The sequence below is a fragment of the Phenylobacterium sp. genome (assembly GCF_030651755.1).
Lineage (GTDB): Bacteria > Pseudomonadota > Alphaproteobacteria > Caulobacterales > Caulobacteraceae > Phenylobacterium.
In genome coordinates this window covers 1-19,426 of the sequence record NZ_JAUSBZ010000138.1, presented here as the reverse complement: position 1 = coordinate 19,426, position 19,426 = coordinate 1, and the positions used below count along the sequence as shown (strand labels likewise).

The 19,426-nt window shown below is 69.2% G+C and carries 22 protein-coding genes; 10 read left to right on the top strand and 12 right to left on the bottom strand.

Annotated features, from left to right (window positions below):
- The 4 genes from Q7V15_RS13080 to Q7V15_RS13065 all read left to right on the top strand — a co-directional run.
- Positions 1–255 (top strand): ABC-2 family transporter protein (locus Q7V15_RS13080; RefSeq protein ID WP_304756130.1); only part of this gene is annotated, 255 nt, incomplete at its 5' end.
- Positions 256–317: 62 nt separating this feature from the next.
- A complete protein-coding gene (locus Q7V15_RS13075) occupies positions 318–560 on the top strand; it encodes a type II toxin-antitoxin system Phd/YefM family antitoxin (protein ID WP_304756129.1) in 243 nt (80 codons plus the stop codon).
- The gene (locus Q7V15_RS13070; protein ID WP_304756128.1) at positions 557–985 is read left to right on the top strand and encodes a type II toxin-antitoxin system VapC family toxin; all 429 of its coding nucleotides are present in this window, start codon (positions 557–559) and stop codon (positions 983–985) included. Before Q7V15_RS13075 ends, Q7V15_RS13070 begins: the two co-directional genes overlap by 4 nt.
- A 113-nt stretch (positions 986–1,098) precedes the next feature.
- Positions 1,099–1,896, top strand: coding sequence for an SIMPL domain-containing protein (locus Q7V15_RS13065; protein ID WP_304756127.1), 798 nt, complete (start codon positions 1,099–1,101; stop codon positions 1,894–1,896).
- Between the two features lie 20 nt (positions 1,897–1,916).
- Here Q7V15_RS13065 and Q7V15_RS13060 read toward each other — a convergent pair whose 3' ends face one another.
- Complete coding sequence (locus Q7V15_RS13060) at positions 1,917–2,921, bottom strand: nitronate monooxygenase family protein (protein WP_304756126.1); 1,005 nt, start codon at positions 2,919–2,921, stop codon at positions 1,917–1,919.
- Between the two features lie 119 nt (positions 2,922–3,040).
- Positions 3,041–4,360 (bottom strand): mechanosensitive ion channel, encoded by a 1,320-nt coding sequence (locus Q7V15_RS13055; protein ID WP_304756125.1) that lies wholly within the window; start codon positions 4,358–4,360, stop codon positions 3,041–3,043.
- 125 nt (positions 4,361–4,485) lie between these two features.
- Between Q7V15_RS13055 and Q7V15_RS13050 the strand changes: the two genes are divergently transcribed.
- The gene (locus Q7V15_RS13050) at positions 4,486–5,931 is read left to right on the top strand and encodes a methylmalonyl-CoA mutase family protein (protein ID WP_304756124.1); all 1,446 of its coding nucleotides are present in this window, start codon (positions 4,486–4,488) and stop codon (positions 5,929–5,931) included.
- Positions 5,928–8,096: a methylmalonyl-CoA mutase gene (gene scpA / locus Q7V15_RS13045; RefSeq protein ID WP_304756123.1), complete on the top strand. Its 2,169-nt coding sequence runs from the start codon at positions 5,928–5,930 to the stop codon at positions 8,094–8,096. Before Q7V15_RS13050 ends, scpA begins: the two co-directional genes overlap by 4 nt.
- Before the next feature lie 3 nt (positions 8,097–8,099).
- Here scpA and Q7V15_RS13040 read toward each other — a convergent pair whose 3' ends face one another.
- The 5 genes from Q7V15_RS13040 to Q7V15_RS13020 all read right to left on the bottom strand — a co-directional run bounded on the left by Q7V15_RS13040 (position 8,100) and on the right by Q7V15_RS13020 (position 11,591).
- Positions 8,100–8,537 (bottom strand): hypothetical protein, encoded by a 438-nt coding sequence (locus Q7V15_RS13040; protein ID WP_304756122.1) that lies wholly within the window; start codon positions 8,535–8,537, stop codon positions 8,100–8,102.
- Complete coding sequence (locus Q7V15_RS13035) at positions 8,534–9,220, bottom strand: SatD family protein (protein WP_304756121.1); 687 nt, start codon at positions 9,218–9,220, stop codon at positions 8,534–8,536. The genes Q7V15_RS13040 and Q7V15_RS13035 overlap by 4 nt, the downstream gene beginning before the upstream one ends.
- Positions 9,221–9,297: 77 nt before the next feature.
- Positions 9,298–10,566: a SulP family inorganic anion transporter gene (locus Q7V15_RS13030; protein ID WP_304756120.1), complete on the bottom strand. Its 1,269-nt coding sequence runs from the start codon at positions 10,564–10,566 to the stop codon at positions 9,298–9,300.
- Between the two features lie 90 nt (positions 10,567–10,656).
- Entirely contained in the window at positions 10,657–11,079 is a 423-nt protein-coding gene (locus Q7V15_RS13025; RefSeq protein ID WP_304756118.1) for a DUF4112 domain-containing protein, read from the bottom strand.
- Positions 11,080–11,120: 41 nt separating this feature from the next.
- The gene (locus tag Q7V15_RS13020; RefSeq protein ID WP_304756117.1) at positions 11,121–11,591 is read right to left on the bottom strand and encodes a DUF4112 domain-containing protein; all 471 of its coding nucleotides are present in this window, start codon (positions 11,589–11,591) and stop codon (positions 11,121–11,123) included.
- 162 nt (positions 11,592–11,753) lie between these two features.
- Here Q7V15_RS13020 and Q7V15_RS13015 point away from each other — a divergent pair, with 162 nt between their 5' ends.
- The 3 genes from Q7V15_RS13015 (at position 11,754) to mazF (ending at position 12,825) form a co-directional block, all read left to right on the top strand.
- Entirely contained in the window at positions 11,754–12,089 is a 336-nt protein-coding gene (locus tag Q7V15_RS13015) for a YbjQ family protein (RefSeq protein ID WP_370689812.1), read from the top strand.
- Positions 12,090–12,253: 164 nt separating this feature from the next.
- Positions 12,254–12,496 (top strand): AbrB/MazE/SpoVT family DNA-binding domain-containing protein, encoded by a 243-nt coding sequence (locus tag Q7V15_RS13010; protein WP_304756116.1) that lies wholly within the window; start codon positions 12,254–12,256, stop codon positions 12,494–12,496.
- A complete protein-coding gene (gene mazF, locus Q7V15_RS13005; RefSeq protein WP_304756114.1) occupies positions 12,490–12,825 on the top strand; it encodes an endoribonuclease MazF in 336 nt (111 codons plus the stop codon). The genes Q7V15_RS13010 and mazF overlap by 7 nt, the downstream gene beginning before the upstream one ends.
- A 36-nt stretch (positions 12,826–12,861) precedes the next feature.
- On the opposite strand, the gene Q7V15_RS13000 is transcribed toward mazF, so the two are convergent.
- From Q7V15_RS13000 to Q7V15_RS12980, 5 genes are all read right to left on the bottom strand, one after another.
- Entirely contained in the window at positions 12,862–15,507 is a 2,646-nt protein-coding gene (locus tag Q7V15_RS13000) for a polar localization protein TipN (RefSeq protein WP_304756113.1), read from the bottom strand.
- Between the two features lie 158 nt (positions 15,508–15,665).
- The gene (locus Q7V15_RS12995) at positions 15,666–15,890 is read right to left on the bottom strand and encodes a hypothetical protein (RefSeq protein ID WP_304756112.1); all 225 of its coding nucleotides are present in this window, start codon (positions 15,888–15,890) and stop codon (positions 15,666–15,668) included.
- A gap of 121 nt (positions 15,891–16,011) precedes the next feature.
- Positions 16,012–16,653, bottom strand: coding sequence for a beta/gamma crystallin-related protein (locus tag Q7V15_RS12990; protein WP_304756111.1), 642 nt, complete (start codon positions 16,651–16,653; stop codon positions 16,012–16,014).
- Positions 16,654–16,737: 84 nt separating this feature from the next.
- A complete protein-coding gene (locus tag Q7V15_RS12985; protein WP_304756110.1) occupies positions 16,738–17,271 on the bottom strand; it encodes a methylated-DNA--[protein]-cysteine S-methyltransferase in 534 nt (177 codons plus the stop codon).
- A complete protein-coding gene (locus tag Q7V15_RS12980) occupies positions 17,252–18,820 on the bottom strand; it encodes a DNA-3-methyladenine glycosylase 2 family protein (RefSeq protein ID WP_304756109.1) in 1,569 nt (522 codons plus the stop codon). The genes Q7V15_RS12985 and Q7V15_RS12980 overlap by 20 nt, the downstream gene beginning before the upstream one ends.
- A gap of 295 nt (positions 18,821–19,115) precedes the next feature.
- On the opposite strand from Q7V15_RS12980, the gene Q7V15_RS12975 reads away from it, so the two are divergent.
- The coding region (locus Q7V15_RS12975; RefSeq protein WP_370689813.1) for a phosphoadenosine phosphosulfate reductase family protein at positions 19,116–19,426 on the top strand (311 nt) is incomplete at its 3' end.

The following is a 19,426-nucleotide window of genomic DNA, read 5'->3' as shown; positions in this document are numbered from 1 at the left end:
ACCTATGGCGGCATCCAGGCGGCCCAGTTTCCCTTGAGCCTCTACGCCGGCTGGTTCCGGAACTTCCTGATCTTCGTCGTGCCGCTCGGCTGCGTGGCCTACTATCCGGTCCTGGCGATCCTGGAACAGCCCGATCCCCTGGGCGCCCCCGACTGGTGGCTGCCCACAGCCCCGGCCATGGGCTTCCTCTTCCTAAGCGTGTCCTTCCTCGCCTGGCGCGCCGGCATCAGGCGCTACACCTCGACGGGAAGTTGAGACGCGCTGGCAATGAACGCATCAAAGTGCTATATGACTATCTAGATAGTCAGGAGCCGCCCATGAGTGCCGTAAGCCTCGCCGACGCAAAGGCCCACCTCAGCGAACTGGTGGACCGGGTGGAAGCCGGCGAGTCCATTGAGATCACCCGTCGCGGCAAGCGCGTCGCCCGCCTGACGGCGTCTGACCAGCCCCGAAAGGCCGTCGATCTGGCCGCCCTCCACGCGCTGACTCAGGCCATGGCCCCAGCCACCCAGGATGCTGCCGACCTCGTGCGCGCCCTGCGCGATGGCGAACGCTATTGAGGGCCTATGTCGATACTTCGGTGATCATCGCGGCGCTCTCCAATGAAGCCGCGACGGCGCGGGCTCAGGCTTGGCTTGCGGCCCAAAGTCCTGGCGACCTGCTGATCAGCGACTGGACGGTGACCGAGGTCTCCTCGGCCTTGTCGATCAAGCTGCGGACCGGCCAGATCGACCTAGACCAACGCGCCGCATCGCTGGCTTTGTTTCGCGGCCTCGTCGCCGAGAGCTTCATCCTGGTTCCCGTGGCCAGCACACAGTTCCAGGCCGCCGCCAGGTTCGTGGACCAGCACCAACTCGGCCTCCGCGCCGGCGACGCCCTTCATCTGGCTGCGGCGTCCAACGCCGGCGCCGTTGTCCAAACCTTGGACATCCGCCTGGCCCAGGCCGGCCCGGCGCTCGGCGTCCCTACTCAGCTCCTGGCCTAAGCGCCGAGACCCTCTCCCCCCTCATTCCAAGCCTAGCGCCTGGAACCCTCTCGAAGCTCGCTCGGCTTCCAAACTGAAATGGCCGGTCTGCGTTTGGTAGCAGGAGGATCCCCATGACAGCTACCGCCACAGCCACCGCCCTCGCCGCCGCCCTCATCGCCTCAAGCGCGGTGGCCCAGACGCCCGAGCCCATCCGCGCGATCGCGACGGAAACGCCCATCGTCAACATCACCGCCGAGGGCCGCTCCGACCGCGCGCCGGATCTCGCCATGTTCAACGCCGGGGTCGTGGCCCAGGCCAAGTCCGCCGCTGAGGCCATGAGGGCCAACACTGCGCGAATGAACGCCGTGGTCGCCGCCCTGCGCCGCGCCGGCGTCGCTGAGCGGGACATCCAGACCTCGGCGCTCACCCTGCAGCCGCAGTATCACTACCCTCAGCCCGTCCGCAGCCAGGACGGGACGACTGAGGTGATGGCGCCGGAGGCGCCCAGCATCATCGGCTATGAAGCCCGCAATACCGTCACGGTGAAGCTGAGGCGCATCGCCGAGATGGGTCGCCTGATGGACGCCATGGTGAGCGCCGGCGCCAATCAGGTGGATGGTCCCCATTTCAGCGTCGAACAGCCCGACGCCGCCGCCGACGAGGCCCGCGCCGACGCCCTGCAGAAGGCCCGCGCCCGGGCCGATCTCTATGCCCGCCAGGCTGGCTTCCGCACGGCCCGGCTACTCACCATCAGCGAGGGCGGCGGCTATTACCCGATGCAGCGCGACCTCCAGTCCATCGTGGTGACCGGCCAGAGCTATGGCGGGGCCATGCCTGCGGCCCCGCCCCCGCCCCCGATGGCCCCGGTGCAACCCGGCGAGGTCTCGGTGGGCGTCAGCCTCTCGGTGCAGTTCGCCCTGGAGCGCTGAGCCCCCTTGGCGGTGGGATACTACTCCGCCGCCATCAGCACCCGGCCGGCGGTGAACGAGGTCTTTTCCGCCAGGGAGGCCTTGGCCGCCTCGTATTCGGCGGCCAGCTTGGCCACCAGCTCGCCGGCGCCGAGGATTTCCTCCACCGCGCCGATGCCCTGGCCACAGCCCCAGATGTCCTTCCAGGCCTTGGCCTTGGTGTTGCCGCCCGAGCCGAAGTTCATCTTTGACGGATCGGCTTCCGGCAGATTGTCGGGGTCCAGGCCCGCGGCGATGATCGAGGGCCGCAGATAGTTGCCGTGCACCCCGGTGAAGAGGTTCGAATAGACGATGTCCTCGCCCGAGCTCTCGACGATCATATCCTTGTAGCCCTGGGCGGCATTGGCCTCCTTGGTCGCGATGAAGGCCGAGCCGATATAGGCCAGGTCCGCCCCCATGGCCTGGGCGCCCAGGATCGCCGCCCCATTGGCGATGGCGCCCGAGAGCGCGATGGGTCCGTCGAACCAGGTCCGCAGCTCCTGGATCAGGGCGAAGGGCGACAGCGCTCCGGCATGGCCGCCGGCGCCGGCGGCCACCGGGATCAGGCCGTCGGCCCCCTTCTCCACCGCCTTGCGGGCGAAGCGGTCATTGATCACGTCATGCATGACGATGCCGCCATAGGCATGCACCGACTGGTTCACATCCTCCCGCGCGCCCAGGGAGGTGATGATGATCGGCACCTTGTACTTGGCCGCCATCTCCACATCATGCTCCAGCCGGTCATTGGTCCTGTGCACGATCTGGTTCACTGCGAAGGGCGCCGAGGGCAGGTCCGGGTTCTTGGCGTCCCAGGCCGCCAGTTCCTCGGTGATCTGGGCCAGCCATTCGTCCAGCTGGCTCGCCGGCCGGGCGTTGAGCGCCGGAAACGAGCCGACGATGCCGGCCTTGCACTGGGCGATCACCAGGTCCGGGTTCGAGATGATAAACAGGGGCGAGGCGATGACCGGCAGGCGCAGGCGATCACGGAGAATGGGCGGCAGGGCCATGGGTCGTTTCCTTCAAGTCAGCGTTCTATTTACAGTGTAAGCAAAAACCCGTCGTCCTCACAAGCAAGAACCCTCCCCCGTCGCCGGGAGAGGGCTCTGTTTTTTCAGCCAGGCCGTGATCAGACGGGGGGCGGCCCCCCTTCCCGCTCGGCCTTGCGGGTCCAGCGCTCCAACAGGCGATGGGCGGTTTCGCGGCCGCCAAAGCCAAACGCGATCGCCGCGGCCACCGCCGCCGACCCCAGGATCAGGCCGAAGGCGAGGACAACGATCTCATCGGCGATTCCCATGAACCGCAGGCCCATCGCCGTGGCCAGGGCGATGGTCGCCCACCGCACGATGGTGGAGGCGAAGCCGCCCGCCCCGCCGGTGGAACGATCGATCACCCGGGCCAGGAAGTTCCCCAAGAGCACGCCGATCGTGATGATCACGCCGCCGAAAATGACCTGGCCACCCAGGCGGACCACCTCTTCCAGCATCGCAGCGATCGCCAGGAAGGAGAGCAGCCGCGCCGCCTCGATGGCCGAGAACAGCATGATCGCCGCCAGGACAATGCGGGCCACGACCTTCGAGGGGGTCAGGACACTCACCCCGCCGAGATATGTCGCGCTGGCCGGAGCCGCCGGCGCCGGGTGCGGGTTGGACACAGGGTCCGCGGGCGGAACAAAGGGGTTCGGCGCCGGCGTGACAGGCGTGGTCGCCCCCGCCGTCCACAGTCCCTGGAGGCTGCGGTCAAAGCCGAGGGACGGCAGGATCTGCTCAATCAAGCCCGCCACCCAGCGGCCGATCACAAAGGCGATGGCCAGGACGATGGCTGCGGCCAGGACCCGCGGGATGGCGTCCAGCACGACGGCCAGCACCGCGACGGCTGGGTCGGAAATCGCGGCGACTCCCAGTTGCTCCAACGCCGCAATCGTCACCGGGATGATGATCAGGACGAAAACCAGCAGACCCGCGGTGCGGGCCAGACCAGCAGCCCCGGTCAGACGACCGAGCCCGGCGCGATCCAGCCAGTGGTCAACCCTTGCAGCGCCGAGGCCAGCCTCGACAACCCGACGCGCCAAGGTGGCGATCACCAGGCCGACGAAGAAGATGACCGCCGCGCCGATCAGGTTCGGCACATAGGACAGAACGCCGACGGTCAGCGCGTTGAGGGGGCCCACCACACCCGTCAGCTGGACAACGCTGAGGGCGGCGATCACCCCGATCAGCAGGACGAGCCAGTAGCCGAGTTGGCCGAGTTGATAGCCCAGGGTTTCCTTCGGCGGCAGGTCGCGGTTGTGGCTCGCAGCGCCCGGGAACCGGTCGATCAGCTTGGCCATCCCCCACTGGACCGCCTTGGCGACGAAATGCGCCACCACAATGATCAAGAGGGCGGCCAGAACCCGTGGCCCCCAGAAGGCCAGCAGATCGCCCGCCCGATAGAATTGCATGTTGTCCATCGATCTCCCCAGTGCAGTTTGCCCTTCGACAACAAAACTCCACCGAGACCGTTCCCATAAACTCGCCTCAGGCGCCGTTGCGGCGCCCTTGACGCTTCCCGCGCCCACGGCTCATCACAGGGGGGATGGTCCAGAACGCTTCCCCCGCCGTGGAATTTCCGCCGGCCAGCGCCGAAGACTGGCGCGCCCTTGTGCTCAAGACCCTGGGCGACAGGCCCCCGGAGAGCCTCACCACCACAACCGCCGACGGCCTGACCATCGCGCCGCTCTATGGCGCAGGCGCGGGCGGGCCGGTCCCCAGCCGGCCCTTCGACCCTGATCGCGCCTGGGACCTGCGCGTCGTCACCTGCCATCCCGACCCGGCTCGGGCCAATGCCGACATCCTGGCCGACCTGGAAGGCGGAGCCGCCTCGGTCCTCATCGGCCTTGATCCCACCGGCGAGGCCGGCGTGGCCGCAGGCTCGACCGAAGACCTCGCCCGGGTTCTTCAAGGCGTGATCCTGGAACTCGCCCCCGTGGCCCTGGACGCCGGCTTTCTGGGGACCATCGCCGCCGACTGGCTGAGCGGGGTGGCCAAGGCCTCCCCTGGCGCCCTCCTGCGGTTCCACCTCGATCCCTTGAGCGCCTTCGCCCAGAGCGGCGCCAGCCCCGGCCCCATCGAGGCCCACCTCTTCGCCGCCGCCGGCGCGGCCGCCCGCCATGCCCTGACCTATCCCCAGGCCCAGCTCTTCCTGGCCTCAGGCGCGGCAGTCCATGAGGCTGGCGGCGGGGCCGCCTGCGAGGTGGCCTTCGCCGCCGCCAGCGCGCTGGCCTACGCCAAGGCCATGGTCCGGGCCGGCATGGCCATGGATGAAGCCTTCGCCCGTATCACCCTGGGCCTCGCCGCCGAGGCCGACTATTTCCTGACCATCGCCAAGCTGCGGGCCGCCCGCCTGGTCTGGGCCAGGCTCACCGGCGCCTGCGGCCTGGATGTCCCGGCCCGGATCGAGGCCCGGTCCTCGCGCCGCATGCTGACTCGCCGCGATCCCTGGACCAATATGCTCAGGCTGACCTCGGCCGGTTTTGGCGCGGCCGTCGGCGGGGCCGACGCCATCGTCCTGGGCGCCTTCACCGACGCCCTTGGCCGGCCTTCGCCACTGGCGCGACGCCAGAGCCGCAACACCCAACTGGTGCTGATGGAAGAGGCCCATATCGCCCGCGTCATCGATCCGGCCGCCGGCTCAGGCTATGTGGAGGCCCTCACCGACCAGATCGCCCGCGCGGCCTGGTCCGCCTTCCAGGTGACCGAGGGCCTGGGCGGCGTGGTGTCCGCGCTCACCGCCGGCCACATCGCCGCCGAGGTAGAAACGACCTGCGCGGCCCGCGCCGATCTCGGTGAGCCGGCCATTGTCGGCGTCACCGCCTTCCCCCCGGCCAAGGACGAGCCGGTCGAGGTGGACACCGTTCCCGGGGCGCCTGTCACGGCGCCCTCCCCACGCCTGCCGGGCCCCGACGGCCGCTGCCCGCCGCTGGCCCCTCAGCGCCTGTCTGAACCCTTCGAGACCCCCAATGCCGAAGGGGCCGCCCGATGAGCGCCTTTCCTGACTTCACCGAAGTGGCCTTCGACGCCGAGCGCCCTGCGCCAAAGGGCCAGGCCCTGGCCGCCGCGCCGTGGCCCACGCCCGAGGGGATTGATGTCGCCCCATCCTATGGCCCCACCGACATCGCGGGCCTCAGCGGCCTGGATGGCTTTCCGGGCCTGGCGCCCTTCCTGCGCGGCCCCTATCCGACCATGTACGCCACCAATCCGTGGACCATCCGCCAGTATGCGGGCTTCTCCACGGCCGAGGATTCCAACGCCTTCTATCGCCGCAACCTGGCGGCGGGTCAGAAGGGTCTGTCGGTGGCCTTCGACCTCGCCACCCACCGGGGCTACGACTCCGACCATCCGCGGGTGGCCGGCGATGTAGGCATGGCGGGCGTCGCCATCGACTCCATCCTGGACATGCGCACCCTGTTCGACGGGATCCCGCTCGATCAGATGAGCGTGTCCATGACGATGAACGGCGCCGTCCTGCCGATCCTGGCCCTTTATATCGTGGCGGCTGAGGAACAGGGCGTGCCGGCGGCCAAGCTGTCGGGGACCATCCAGAACGACATCCTCAAGGAGTTCCTGGTCCGCAACACCTACATCTATCCGCCAGCCCCTTCGATGCGGATCATTTCCGACATCTTTTCATACACTTCGACGGAGATGCCGAGGTTCAACTCGATCTCCATTTCCGGCTATCACATCCAGGAAGCCGGAGCGACGCTGGACCTGGAGCTGGCCTACACCCTGGCCGACGGGATCGAATATGTCCGCGCGGGCGTCGCCGCCGGCATGAGCGTCGACAAGTTCGCCCCGCGCCTGTCCTTCTTCTGGAACGCCGGCATGAACGCCTTCATGGAGATCGCCAAGCAGCGGGCCGGGCGCCTGCTCTGGGCCGAACTCATGCAGGCCGAGTTCGCGCCCAAGGACCCCCGCTCGCTGTCCCTGCGGGCCCACACCCAGACCAGCGGCTGGAGCTTGGCGGCCCAGGACGTCTACAACAATGTCGCCCGCACCTGCGTCGAGGCCATGGCGGCCACCGGCGGCCAGACCCAGAGCCTGCACACCAATTCCCTGGACGAGGCGCTGGCCCTGCCCACGGATTTCTCCGCCCGCATCGCGCGCAACACCCAGCTCTTCCTGCAGTTGGAAAGCGGCCAGACCCGGGTCATCGACCCCTGGGGTGGGTCCTATTATGTCGAGCGCCTGACCGCCGACCTCGCCGCCCGGGCGCGGGAACACATCGCCGAGGTCGAGGCCCTGGGCGGCATGGCCAAGGCCATCGAGGACGGCCTGCCCAAGCGCCGCATCGAAGAGGCCAGCGCCCGGACCCAGGCCCGCATCGACTCCGGCCGCCAGACTGTGGTCGGCGTCAACCGCTACCGCTCCGGCGACCTCGACGAGATCCCGGTCCTCAAGGTCGACAACTCCGCCGTCCGCCAGAGCCAGCTCGAGAAGCTGGCCCGCCTGAAGGCCGACCGTGATCCCGCCGCCGTCCAAGCCGCCCTGGACGCGCTCACCGCCGGCGCCGCCGGGACCGGCAACCTGCTGGCCCTGTCTGTAGAGGCCGCGCGGGCCAAGGCTACGGTGGGCGAGATCAGCTACGCCCTGGAGAAGGTGTTCGATCGCCACAAGGCCAAGGCCGATGCGGTCAAGGGCGTCTATCTGCGCGAGGCCGGCGAGACGCCCGCGGCCCTGAAGGCCAAGGCCATGGTCGGCGCGTTTGCCGCCGCCGACGGCCGCAAGCCCCGGGTGCTGATCGCCAAGATGGGCCAGGACGGCCACGACCGCGGCCAGAAGGTGATCGCTTCGGGCTTTGCTGATCTCGGCTTCGAGGTGGAGATCGGCGACCTCTTCCAGACCCCCGCCGAGGCTGCGGCCCTGGCCGTGGAGCAGAAGGTCCATGTGGTGGGCGCAAGCTCGCTCGCCGCCGGCCACCTGACCCTGGTGCCCGAGCTCAAGGCCGAACTCGCCCGCCTGGGCCGCCCCGACATCCTGGTGGTGGTCGGCGGCGTGATCCCGCCGGAAGACTTCGCCGCCCTGACCGACATGGGCGTCGCCGCCATCTTCCCGCCCGGCACGGTGGTCCCCGAATGCGCCATCGAGGTGCTGGAGCGCCTCAACGAGGAACTGGGCTACGCCCAGCTGGACGCCGTCCGAAGCTGATGGTCACAGCCCGGGAAGACTGGCGGCGAGGTCCAGTCCCCACCGGGCGTCATAGGCGCGCCAGGCGAAGGTCACGACCACCGCCCACAGCACGCTGAACAGCGAGCCGACCAGGAAGTATTCGGCGTTCAGCTTCTCCTCCAGGTCCTTGAAGCGGGCCACGCTTTTCAGGGCCACCACGGCCACCAGGACCTCCCACGCGCCGAGCAGCAGGCCCGCGGCGATGGTCAGCCGCTCCAGGTCGCCGATCACCCGGCCGACTCTGGGCTGCTGTGCGGTCGAAGGGGTTTCCGCCGGGGACGCTCCGCCATCGGCGGCGATCCGAGCCGCACTCAGGCCGCTCCAGCGCAGCAAAAGCTTGCAGGCCAGGTTGCCGCCCCAGGTCAGCAGCAACAGGGCGACCAGCGACGCGCCGAGGCTATGGAAAAGGGCGGCGCTCATGTGAGACCCAGCGCCCGGTCGAGCCTTGCGGCCATGGCCTCAAGCGCCGCCCACTGGCGTTCATAGAGATCATACCGACCTGCCCGTCGGATCTTGTAGAGGGTCTGCGGCGACATCCTGAGCTGCTCGGCCAGGTCAGCGGCGGCCATTCCGCGCAAGGCCAGCACCACTTGCCGTTGGCGGGCGGTCCAGCCGTCCTCGATCGCGGTCAGCCCCGACCCGACGGCCTCCAGCAGGGCCTGGACCTCCGGTTCTCCGCGCAGTTCGAAGCGATAGGCGTTGCCATCGCGCTTGTCCCCCAGTCGTTGGCGGCTGGCGGCGAGGCCGGGGCCCATCATGTTCCAGGCCTGCGTCGGGTTCACTGGTGTCTGCAACCGCACCGACCCCAGCACGAACCGGCAGTCGATGTCGGCCATAAGGAGCCACGCCCTCAGGTCCCGCACCAGGCGCAGGCCCGCTTGCAAGCTGACGCAAAGCCCCTGGAATTCGTCTCCCAGGGTGATGGTCAGAGGCGAGACGATCCTGGGCTGGTGTTCCCCATTGGCCCATTGGACCGCAGCGTTGAACCGGCTGTGCAACGCCTCGACCGAATCCGTGTCCTCGCTCGACACCAGGTCGCCCATGACCACGGCGTGGGTCGCTGGGGCGAGGAGCTCCAATAGAGGCTCAGCTTGTGCGATCATGCCTACACCCTACAACGGGCGAATGGCATACACTATCCCAAATATGGGCTAATTTATCCGGTTATCCCATATTCGGATCAACCCCGGCGACCAACCAGCGCCAGACCCAAGGCCAGGGCGCAGCCAGCGGCGATGCCGGCGATCAGGTCGTGGGCCAGGGTCAGGGCCAGAGTCACCGCCATCACGGCGGCCCCGCCGCGGTTTTCCCGGAGCAGATGGGCGATCTCGGCCTTCTCCACCATGTTCCAGGCCACCACCGCCAGCAGGCCCGCCAGGGCGGCAAGGGGCACATAGGCCGCCAGGGGCGCGGCGATCAGCATGAAGGCCAGCAGATAGAGGGCGTGCAGCATGCCCGACACCGGGCTGTGGGCGCCGGCCCGGACATTGGTCGCGGTCCTCGCGATCGTGCCGGTCACCGGCATGCCGCCAAACAGGGCCGCGCCGGAATTGGCGATCCCCTGGGCGACCAGCTCCATGTTCGACCGGTGCCGCCGCCCGGTCATGCCGTCGGCCACCACGGCTGAGAGCAGGCTCTCGATGGCGCCCAGCAGGGTGAAGGCCGCCGCCGCCGGCAGGATGGCCAGCACCTTGGCCGTCGACAGGTCCGGCAGATGCGGCATGGGCAGGGTGCGCGGAATGCCGCCGAACTTCGAGCCGATGGTCTCCACCGGCAGGGCGAGCAGAGCCGCCGCCGCCGAGGCCAGGCCGACGGCGATCAGCAGGGCCGGCCAGGCCGGCCGCCAGCGCCGCACCGCCAGGATCAGGCCGATCACCACCGCAGCCACAGCCACGGCCGGCGGGTTCGCGCTCGGCAGGGCCTGGGTGAGCGCCGCCACCTTGGGCCCGAATTCCGCCGGCTCGCCGCCGGCCAGGGTCAGGCCCAGCAGGTCGCGCACCTGGCTGACCAGGATGATCACCGCGATCCCGGCGGTGAAGCCCACCGTGACGGGCGCAGGGATCAGACGGATCAGATTGCCCAGGCGCAGCACGCCGCCGGCCGCCAGCATCAGCCCCGACAGGAAGGTGGCCAGGACCAGCCCCTCGATCCCGTGCAGATGAACCGTGCTGGCCACCAGAACGATGAAGGCGCCGGCCGGCCCGCCGATCTGGAACCGGCTGCCCCCCAGCATGGAGACCAGGAAACCGCCGACAATGGCTGTGTAGAGGCCCCGCTCCGGCCCCACGCCCGAGGCGATGGCGATGGCCATGGATAGCGGCAGGGCGACGATGGCCACCGTCAGTCCGGCCACGGCGTCGGCCCGCAGGTCGCCAAGCCCGTAGCCGGCCCGCAGCATGGTCGCCAGCTTGGGCAGATAGAGGTTCGAGGCCTTGGCGGCGTCGGTCATGGGATTCTGGCGTTGGACAAGGCCGCCATCATCATGCGGCGCGACGCCACTGTCGCTGATCTGGCGCAAACCCGCCAATCAGTTCCGGTGTCAGATCTTTACGCCCCGGCGTGCGGCCCGCGCCCGGCGCTTGCGGTCCCAGCTCTCAGGCAGGGCCGAGGGGCCGTGTCGCGCCTCGATATCCTTCTGCAGCGCCTTGGCCGCCATCAGATGACCGGGGAACAGGGTGTCCACCGCCCAACCGGCCACCGGAACGGTGGAGGTGGCGGAGTCGAAGGCCAGATAGGCGGTCATCCGCGCCAGGGTCACGATCGAGGCGCCGCCCCGGAAACCCTCGAACACCAGCAGGGCCCCGGCGCCGACGCTATAGACCGTGCCAGCCACCGGCACCCAGGCGAGGATGCCATCCAGGCCAAGGCCGATCGGCCCTACCCCCACCAATCGGTCAGAGAGGCGTTTGATCCGCTCGGCCGCACGCCAGGCGTAGTGGGCCTGCTCCTTCGTCACCGCCATGGGCCTAGCTCCGACCGCAGGCGCAGGGACAGGACCGCGCCCTAGCCCAGGAAGACCACACGCCGACGCTCCTTGCCGTCCCTGATGCGCGCCAGAATGTCTCGGTATTCGGGGCTACTGACCACATCCTTGCGGGCGCCTTCAAAATAGATGGTCTCTTCCATGTGCTTCAGCATCAGGTCAGCCGCCCACTTGTGGCCTGAAAAAAGCACGTCCGCCAGCTTCCCGAGTCCTGCCGGGACAGGCGCCAGGCCAATGGCCAGATCCGCCAGCAGGACCATGGTCGCTTCCAGCAGGACCATGGGCGCGCATCGCGCCCTCACGCCGTCCAGCAACAGCACGACCCCGGCGCCCGAACTGTAGAGCCCCCCGGCCCAGGGAATCCAGGTCAGCAGTCCGTCCAGCCCCACCCCGATCGGCCCGATCTTGATGATGTTGTCCGACAGACGCTTGGTGCGCTCAATGCTCGCGCGGATGTTGTGCAGATCGATATGCGATCGGGCGAAGAACATGCGCGCGGCCTCCGGCGGGGTCGCCGCAATGTGGACCAAGCAAGCTTAACCTTGAAGCCATTCGATGCGTTTTCGCGCAGCCCATGTCGCCGGTGCGCCATACGCACGCGCGCCACGCGATTCCGTATCGCGAGGGTCACAAATTGACCCTATGACTTAACCATGGCGCGTGAACCCGACATCCTCATCGTCACCACGGACTTCCTGGAGGGCCGCCCTGTGCGACAGCATATGGGCATGGTCTCGGCGCAGGCGATCCTCGGCGCCAATGTGGTCCTCGACCTGATGGCCGCCCTGCGGGACTTCTTTGGCGGTCGTTCCAAGGGCTATGAACGGGTCCTGGCCCGCGCCCGGGAGGACGCCCTGCTCGCCCTGGCCGAAGAAGCCAAGAAGGTCGGCGCCAACGCCGTCCTCGGCGTTGACCTCGACTACCACGCCATCGGCCCCAACGGCTCCATGCTGATGGTGGCGGTGAACGGCTCGGCGGTGGTGATCTAGCTGGCGGCCTTCCCGTGGGACCCAGCCGGTCTGTCCTGGCATATCGCTGAACAGCTGGCTTGAGTTTGGACCGCGGAGACGGGACCTTCGAGACGGAGACCGCGTCCTTTACGGGGCGCGAGGCGTGGCCTATGTATCGTGGATGTCGATACGGGAGGCTCGCCGTGCGTGTTCAGGTCAAGAAGTGGGGCAATAGCGCCTCGGTCCGCATCCCGGCCTCCGTCATGGCCGCCGCGTCCCTGCGCATCGATCAGGCCGTCGAGGTGCGGGAGGAGGATGGCCGGATCATCATCGAACCGGTGGCCGCGCCCAGCTATGATCTGGACGATCTCCTGGCGAAGATGACGCCTGAAACCTTTCCCGAGGACATCGACTTCGGCGGTCCCGTGGGGGACGAGGCATGGTGAGACAGTATGTTCCCGATCGCGGGGACATAGTCTGGCTCCAGTTCGATCCGCAGGCGGGGCATGAGCAGGCCGGTCACCGCCCGGCGCTCGTGCTGTCGCCCGCCCGCTACAACCAGACCAGGGGCATGATGATCTGCTGCCCCCTGACCTCACGGATCAAGGGCTATCCCTTCGAGGTATTGATAAGCCAGGAGCCGCCAAGCGTGGTGCTGGCCGACCAGATCAAGAGCCTCGACTGGCGAGCGCGAAAGGCCACCCACAAGGGCAAGGCCTCCCCGGCTGTCCTGGCCGACGTCCAAGCCAAGATCGCCGCCTTGATCGGGCGATGACGAAACAGCGGCGAAGGCTTGTCCCTCGCCCTGCCCTCACATCATGTCGCCGGCCGCCGCGTCGAGCAGCAGGAAAACCCGACCGGCGTCCGACGCCAGCAAGGTGGCCACCATGAAGCCCTCATGGTCCCGGGTCACGGCCTCGTCGAGCATGGCCCGGTAGCGGCGCAGATAGTCTCCGGCCTCAGACTTCAGCGCCTCGTCGGTGAACAGCCGCCGGGTCAGCCGGCGGGTCGCCGCCGGCGCCAGGCGACGCACCACCTGGCGGGCGCCCTCCAGGTCTCCGGTCTGCACCACCGCGCCGATCTCATCGATCCGTCCCCGGGGCAGCAGGGCCGAGGGATCGATGCCCAGGTCCCGGATGTCCGCCAGCAGCTGGGCCTCGCGTCGCTCATCCAACGGGCGCGGCGGCGGTTCATCGATGGCCGCCAGCAGATCCTTCCAGGTCAGCCCATCCCCCCCGTCATCGGTGTCCTGAGGGGGGTGGGCGGGTCCGCCGGCAGACTCAAACAGGCTCGAAAACTCCTCGTCCGTGGCTGTCGGGGTCAGGCGCAGGCGGGGGCGCAGGCCAGCCTCCTCGGCAGGACCGCGGCGGTCCTCCCGGGCCGGCCGTGGGGTCGAGGGGCGGAGCTCCAGGGGCGGCTCGTCCAGGGGCGGCGATGGCCGGGACGTCGCCGTCCGGGTCGGCTCGGCTCTAGGGGGCGTCGGTGCGGGCGCCGGTCGGCGGTCTCGGCCGGGTGACGATCCGCCGAAGCCTGCCCCCAGGCCGCTGCTGGCGGTGCTGGCCACTGAGCCCATCAGCCGGACGGCCTCGCTCAGCATTTCGTAGTTGCGGCTCACCCGCTCCTGGAAGGCCGCGTCGATGGCCTGGGTTTCCTCGGCGGTGCGCCGGGCCTGGGCCATCAGATCCTCTATGCTCTCCCCCACGGCGGCGCGGACATCGTCCGCCTGGCGGCGCGCATTGGCCGGCAGCTCGGCGGACCGGGCGTCGAGATCGGCCAGCAGGTCCTGAAGCTCGTGCAGGGTGGCCCGGGCCGAGGCGGCGCTGGCCTCCAGCTTGCGTGCGGTCTGGGCGCCGGCCTCTTCCACGAGGCCCGCCGACTGCTCGATCAGGGCGCGGGCCTCCTCCAGACGGCCTTCGAAGACCTGATCAGCCTTCTGACCAGCGGCGAAGGCGGCTTCGGACAGTTGATCCACCTGCTGGCGGGCGGCTTCTGCGTGACGGGCGGCCGCCGCCCGCGTCTGTTCGGCGGCCTGGGTCAGGGCGTCGATGGCGGCCTGGGTCTCGGCCTGCAGCTGGCCCCGTTCGCCGGCGGCGGTGTCGGCCAGCAGGGCCCAGGATTGGCGGATCGTCTCGCCGAAGGCGTCGCGCTCACCCTGGGCGGCCTCGGCCATGTCGCCGAACTGTTCAGCGGCCTGGGCCACCAGCTCGCGCAGCATCTGGGCGCCCTTGATCGCTCGGTCCCCGACCTCGACGGCCGACAGCCTGGCCTCGGACAGATACTCGGCGAGCTTGGCGGTATGGGTCTCGGCCTCGGCGGCGAAGGATTCCTGGTCGGCCCGCAATCCGTGGGCGACGGCCACCAGGGCGGCCCGCTGCTCAGAGAGGCCGGTCTCGGCGGCGCCCACCTGGTCGGCGACTCCGGCGCCGGCGCTTTCCAGCCGGGCGATGTGGCGGGTCAGGTCCTCGCCGACCGTGCGGGCGATGTCGCTGGTCTCGCCGGCTGCGGCGGCCAGGTCGGCGGCCCTGGCGGCCAGGGAGGCCTCCGCCTCCCGGAGCTGGGTCTCGGCCAGGTCCGAGGCTTCGGCGACCATCTTGGCCTGGCTGGAGATGGCGTCGACCACCGCGGTGGACTGGGTGTCCAGAACGCTGGCCAGGGCCGTCATCTCCACCCGCTCATGGGACAGGCTGCGGGTCAGGGACTCTGCGGTGCGGGCCGAGGCGGCCGCGGCGTTGACCAGCTGTTCGGTCTCGGCCGCCAGGGCCGAACGCAGGGCGGTCAGGGTTTCGCGGGCGTCATGGGCGGCCTCGCCGGCGCGGATGATCTCCTCGCGGACATATTGCACCACGTCGCCGGCCCGGCCGGCCGCCACCAGGGCGGGCGAAACCAGTTCGTCAGCCAGGCGCTGGGTGCGGCGGGTCTCGGCCGCCAGACGCTGGCCCTGACGCAGGGCGTAGGCGGCCACCCAGACCAGGACCGCTGGCGCCAGGGCGAGCAGGGCGAAGACCCCAAGGGCGAAGACGTCGTTCTGGAACGGCACCACATCCCCGCGATAGCCCCAGGCATAGGCGATGGGGGCGAAGGCGCAGAGAATCGAAAGAGCGGTCGCGCCCGCATAGATCGGCCAGGCCGGCGGCGGCCCCTGATCATCGTCCGCCCCAGCTGACAGCGGGCTCAAGGCCCCGCTCGACGCCGCCCGTGGCGGGGTTCCGCGGCGGGTCAGATGGCCCAGTGGCGCAGGATCGGTGAGGCTGATGGGCGGTTCGTCCTCCACCGCGGGCGAAGGGCTGGCGACGTCCGGCGCGCGATCAACCTCCGGGGCGCCGGGGTCTGGCGCCTCGGTCAGGTCCAGGTCGTGGTCGAGCCCAGCCTCAGGCGCCTCAGCGTCCCGGCGAGACTCAGCCTCGGCCTCGGTCAGGCTTTGGAAATCCAGCGGCTGACGCCGGTTCTTGATCTTCATTTGCGGCCCGTCAAAAGCGGCCGAAACGCCCCACGAACCCGACGCATCTTCGTCGAGCGCACGCCCTTGTCCGCAAGGATTATCGTTGAACGGCCCGCGCGCAAAGCGCCATGCGACGGATTTGACCGGCTAGGGAAAAAATTCCGAGGCCCGTGGGGTCAGGCCCGACCGAGTTTGAGCGGCGTTTCCGGACAGCCCGAGACTGTTTTTGGCGTCACAGGACCCCGAGGGGCCGGTTCGGGCCGGGCGGCGCGCGCCACCGTGCGTTCCGCCGGGGCGACGCGCTCGGGCGCATGGGGCTCAATGGCGACGCCAAGGTGAGAATAGGCCATGGCGGAGGTGTGGATCACGACCGTCGCGACGAGTTCGGTGAAGGTTTGCATCGGATCTCTCCCGTCCCCGATACGAGTCTGCGCCCGACTTATCGGTCAGACCCTGACCTGCGGCAATATGGCGTCACATGAAACTTCGTTCATGTGACGCCACGGGGCGAGATCAGGCGGACTAGTTGCGGCGGCAGACCACGTCGCGCAGGACGCTGGTCGGGCCAGTATAGCGCCCCTCCCCGTCGATGGCCTGCTGCGCCCTTTGGCTGGAGTCGTAATAGGCCGAAGACCCCAGACCCTGGGACCGACAGAAGGCGTTGGCCGAACTGGAGCCCGCGGCGATATCGTAGCCCTCATAGGTCGGATAGGGGAAGAAGACCGAACGCACGCCTTCGGTGGGCCGATACTGGTTGGGACCGCTCCAGTTGCCGCCTCCCGGCCGCCATGAGCCGCCGGGAGGCGGGCCAAAGCCGCCGCCGCCGCCGGCTCCGGAATAGGCCTGCAACGAGGTGATCCGCTCAGCCATCCCCAGGCTGTTCATGTTCGGCACGTCACCCGTCACGTCCTGGCAGCGCCCGCGGAAGTCGGAGTCCTCGCAGACCCGCCAGCGGCCCTGGAACCGGGCGCTCATGGTCTTGTCGTTCCAGTCCCGCGGCAGATTGGTGGCGAGGCCGTAGATGGTGGTCTGACGGCCCTGGAAATTGGGTTGGTCAAACAGGATGGCTGAGGGCTGACGCCCGCCGCCATAGTTCTGGGCGGCGACCGGCCCCGCGCCCAGGGCTGCGACCGCCATCACAGCGGTCAGAACTACGCTTCTCATCGACTTGAACTCCCCTGTCGTCCCTCGCGCGGCAACCTAGACTGTGGTCGGGACGGAATCAAAGACGCCATGGGGCGGACTGTTTCAGCCCGCCAGCCGGAACGCGGCCCCCTCATGGGCCAACAGCCAGCGCTTGCGGTCCAGGCCGCCCCCGTAGCCGGTCAGCGTGCCGTTGGCCCCGATCACCCGGTGGCAGGGGACGACCAGTCCGACCGGGTTGGCGCCGTTGGCCAGCCCCACAGCCCGGACGGCCCGGGGCGCGCCGATATGGGCCGCCAACTGGCCATAGGACCAGGTGACGCCGGCGGGGATCTCACACAGGGCCCGCCACACCGCCTGCTGGAACCCGGTGCCGCCGGTGGTCCAGGCGATGGTCTTCAACGCCTCGACCGCGCCGTCGAAATAGGCCGCAAAGGGATCGGCCAGGGCCTTGGGCGCGGCGGCAGGGGTCAGGCCGACAGGCCCGTAGTGACGGGCCAGCAGGCGATCCATCCGGTCCTGGTGGCTGTCCCAGTCGAAGGCCCGCAGCACCCCGCCTGCGTCGAAAACGATCTGGGCGGGTCCGAGGGGGGTGGGAAGCGGGGCGATGAACAGGGGCTCAGGCGGCGTCTTGGGCATGGGAAGTCTCCAAAGGCGTGCGGGACTTGGGATTGGGGATGAGGCCTTCCGACGCCCACAGGTGCAGGGCCGCGTAGGCCCGCCAGGGCCGCCACGCCTCGGCCCGGCTCGACAGCTCCGCGGCGGTGGGGCGTGTCCCGTCCGGGGCGGCCAGGGCGCGCATCAGGCCAATGTCCCCATGGGGAAAGGCGTCAGGCTCCCGCATCTGCCGCAGGGCGATATACTGGGCCGTCCACTCGCCGATCCCTGGCAGGGCTTTCAGACGGGCGACGGCGTCCTCCAGGGAGCCCCGGGGCGCAAACAGGTCCGGATCGGCCAGCGCCGCCGCCGCCAGGCCCACCAGCGCTCGGGCTCGGGCGCCAGGCATGGGCAGGCTGGCCGGATCGATCCCGGCCAGGGCCTGCGGTGTCGGAAAAAGATGCGTCAGGCCAGCGCCAGCCATGTCAGGCGAAAGGGGCTGGCCATGCTCGGCGCTCAGCCGACCGGCCAAGGCGCGGGCGCCGGCCACAGTGATCTGCTGGCCCAGAACAGCGCGGACCGCCAGCTCGAACCCTTCCCAGGCGCCGGGCGCCCGAAGGCCCGGGCGAGCGGCCACCAGCGGGGCGAGGTCCGGATCCTGTGACAGGTGGGCGTTCACCTGGCCCGGATCGGCGCCCAGGTCGAACACCCGGCGCACCCGGGCGATGACCTGGGGCAACACCTGCAGCCGGGCGAACTGAGCCTTGACCTCCAGGGTCTCCCCGGGGCCTGGAGCGACGCAGATCAGTCCAGGAACCCCATCGATGCGCAGGGCGCGGCGATAGACCCCCTCCGCCACAGCCTCCACCCCGGGGATGGCGCGCAGGGCCAGAAAGTCGAGCATGCCCCCCCAGTCATAGGGCGCGCGATAGGTCAGTCGCAGGGTCACGCCGCCCCCGGCCTGCGCGCTCACCTCGGGCCTGCGCCCGCGACGCAGGTCGCCTGGGGGTCGCCCATAGAGCTGCTGAAAGGTCTCGTTGAACCGCCGCACGCTGCCAAAGCCCGAGGCCAGGGCCACCTCGGCCATGGGCAGGGCGGTGTCACAGATCAGCTGCTTGGCCAGCAGCACCCGACGGGTCTGGGCCACGGCCACCGGCGAGGCGCCCAGATGGGTCTTGAACAGTCGCCGCAACTGGCGGCCGCCCACCCCCACCCGATCGCCGAGCGCCTCCACATCAGCCCCGTCCAGGGCGCCGTCCTCGATCAGCGACAGGGCCCGGGCCACGGTGTTCGAACTGCCCCGCCAGGACCCCAGGTCCGGGGAGGTCTCCGGCCGGCACCGCAGGCAGGGGCGAAACCCTGCCTCCTGGGCCGCGGCGGCCGAAGGATAGAAGGCCACATTGCGCCGAAGCGGCGTCCGCGCCGGACAGACTGGCCGGCAATAGATTCCCGTGGAGCGCACCCCTACAAATATCTTCCCGTCCAGGCGGGCGTCGCGCATCGAAAAGGCGCGGTAGCAGGCGTCGTCATCCAGGTCCATGACCGCCAGGATCGCCCCTGCGCCGCCCGCTGTCTCGCGGTTTTCGGACATGACGGCCACCGCATTGGCGGCTTTCGGACCTCAACCTGCCGAGCCGCCTCCGCCCGATCTGGGGACCTGGCGTCATGGCGTTGTCGGACGTCGAGGCTATGAAGCGCCGCGCGACAGATCATCTGGCCCAGAACTTGAACCGAAGGCTGCGCCTGTTCTTGCTTTGGGCGCCGCTGTCCCTTAACTGACCGGTAAAGGGCCACTGAGCGCGCCGAACACCAACGGCGGGCGGAATTACTTTGAACACACTACCCTAGGTCAGGCCCAGAATTCACCCATGCAAGGTTCAAACGTCATGGACGCCCGCCAAGCCGAGGCCGCGAAATCGCGCCTCACGCCCGGCCTCGACTCCGACACGCTGACTCACCTTCAGCGTCTGGAGGCCGAGAGCATTCACATCATGCGCGAGGTCGTCGCCGAGGCCGAGCGCCCGGTCATGCTCTACTCGGTCGGCAAGGACTCCGCGGTGATGCTTCACCTGGCGGCCAAGGCCTTCTACCCCTCAAAGCCGCCCTTCCCGCTGCTGCATGTGGACACCACCTGGAAGTTCCGGGCCATGTACGAGATGCGCGCGCGCATGGCTGAAACCCTCGGCTTCGAGCTCCT

Coding starts and splice junctions, on each gene's coding strand:
- Q7V15_RS12995 (WP_304756112.1), bottom strand. CDS start 15,890: ATGCAAACCTTCACCGAACTCGTCGCGACGGTCGTGATCCACACCTCC.
- Q7V15_RS13060 (WP_304756126.1), bottom strand. CDS start 2,921: ATGGCCCTGCCGCCCATTCTCCGTGATCGCCTGCGCCTGCCGGTCATC.
- Q7V15_RS13065 (WP_304756127.1), top strand. CDS start 1,099: ATGACAGCTACCGCCACAGCCACCGCCCTCGCCGCCGCCCTCATCGCC.
- scpA (WP_304756123.1), top strand. CDS start 5,928: ATGAGCGCCTTTCCTGACTTCACCGAAGTGGCCTTCGACGCCGAGCGC.
- Q7V15_RS13020 (WP_304756117.1), bottom strand. CDS start 11,591: ATGTTCTTCGCCCGATCGCATATCGATCTGCACAACATCCGCGCGAGC.
- Q7V15_RS13025 (WP_304756118.1), bottom strand. CDS start 11,079: ATGGCGGTGACGAAGGAGCAGGCCCACTACGCCTGGCGTGCGGCCGAG.
- Q7V15_RS13055 (WP_304756125.1), bottom strand. CDS start 4,360: ATGGACAACATGCAATTCTATCGGGCGGGCGATCTGCTGGCCTTCTGG.
- Q7V15_RS12990 (WP_304756111.1), bottom strand. CDS start 16,653: ATGAGAAGCGTAGTTCTGACCGCTGTGATGGCGGTCGCAGCCCTGGGC.
- Q7V15_RS13030 (WP_304756120.1), bottom strand. CDS start 10,566: ATGACCGACGCCGCCAAGGCCTCGAACCTCTATCTGCCCAAGCTGGCG.
- Q7V15_RS12985 (WP_304756110.1), bottom strand. CDS start 17,271: ATGCCCAAGACGCCGCCTGAGCCCCTGTTCATCGCCCCGCTTCCCACC.
- Q7V15_RS13040 (WP_304756122.1), bottom strand. CDS start 8,537: ATGAGCGCCGCCCTTTTCCATAGCCTCGGCGCGTCGCTGGTCGCCCTG.
- Q7V15_RS13035 (WP_304756121.1), bottom strand. CDS start 9,220: ATGATCGCACAAGCTGAGCCTCTATTGGAGCTCCTCGCCCCAGCGACC.
- Q7V15_RS13075 (WP_304756129.1), top strand. CDS start 318: ATGAGTGCCGTAAGCCTCGCCGACGCAAAGGCCCACCTCAGCGAACTG.
- mazF (WP_304756114.1), top strand. CDS start 12,490: ATGGTGAGACAGTATGTTCCCGATCGCGGGGACATAGTCTGGCTCCAG.
- Q7V15_RS12980 (WP_304756109.1), bottom strand. CDS start 18,820: ATGTCCGAAAACCGCGAGACAGCGGGCGGCGCAGGGGCGATCCTGGCG.
- Q7V15_RS13050 (WP_304756124.1), top strand. CDS start 4,486: ATGGTCCAGAACGCTTCCCCCGCCGTGGAATTTCCGCCGGCCAGCGCC.
- Q7V15_RS13015 (WP_370689812.1), top strand. CDS start 11,754: ATGGCGCGTGAACCCGACATCCTCATCGTCACCACGGACTTCCTGGAG.
- Q7V15_RS13000 (WP_304756113.1), bottom strand. CDS start 15,507: ATGAAGATCAAGAACCGGCGTCAGCCGCTGGATTTCCAAAGCCTGACC.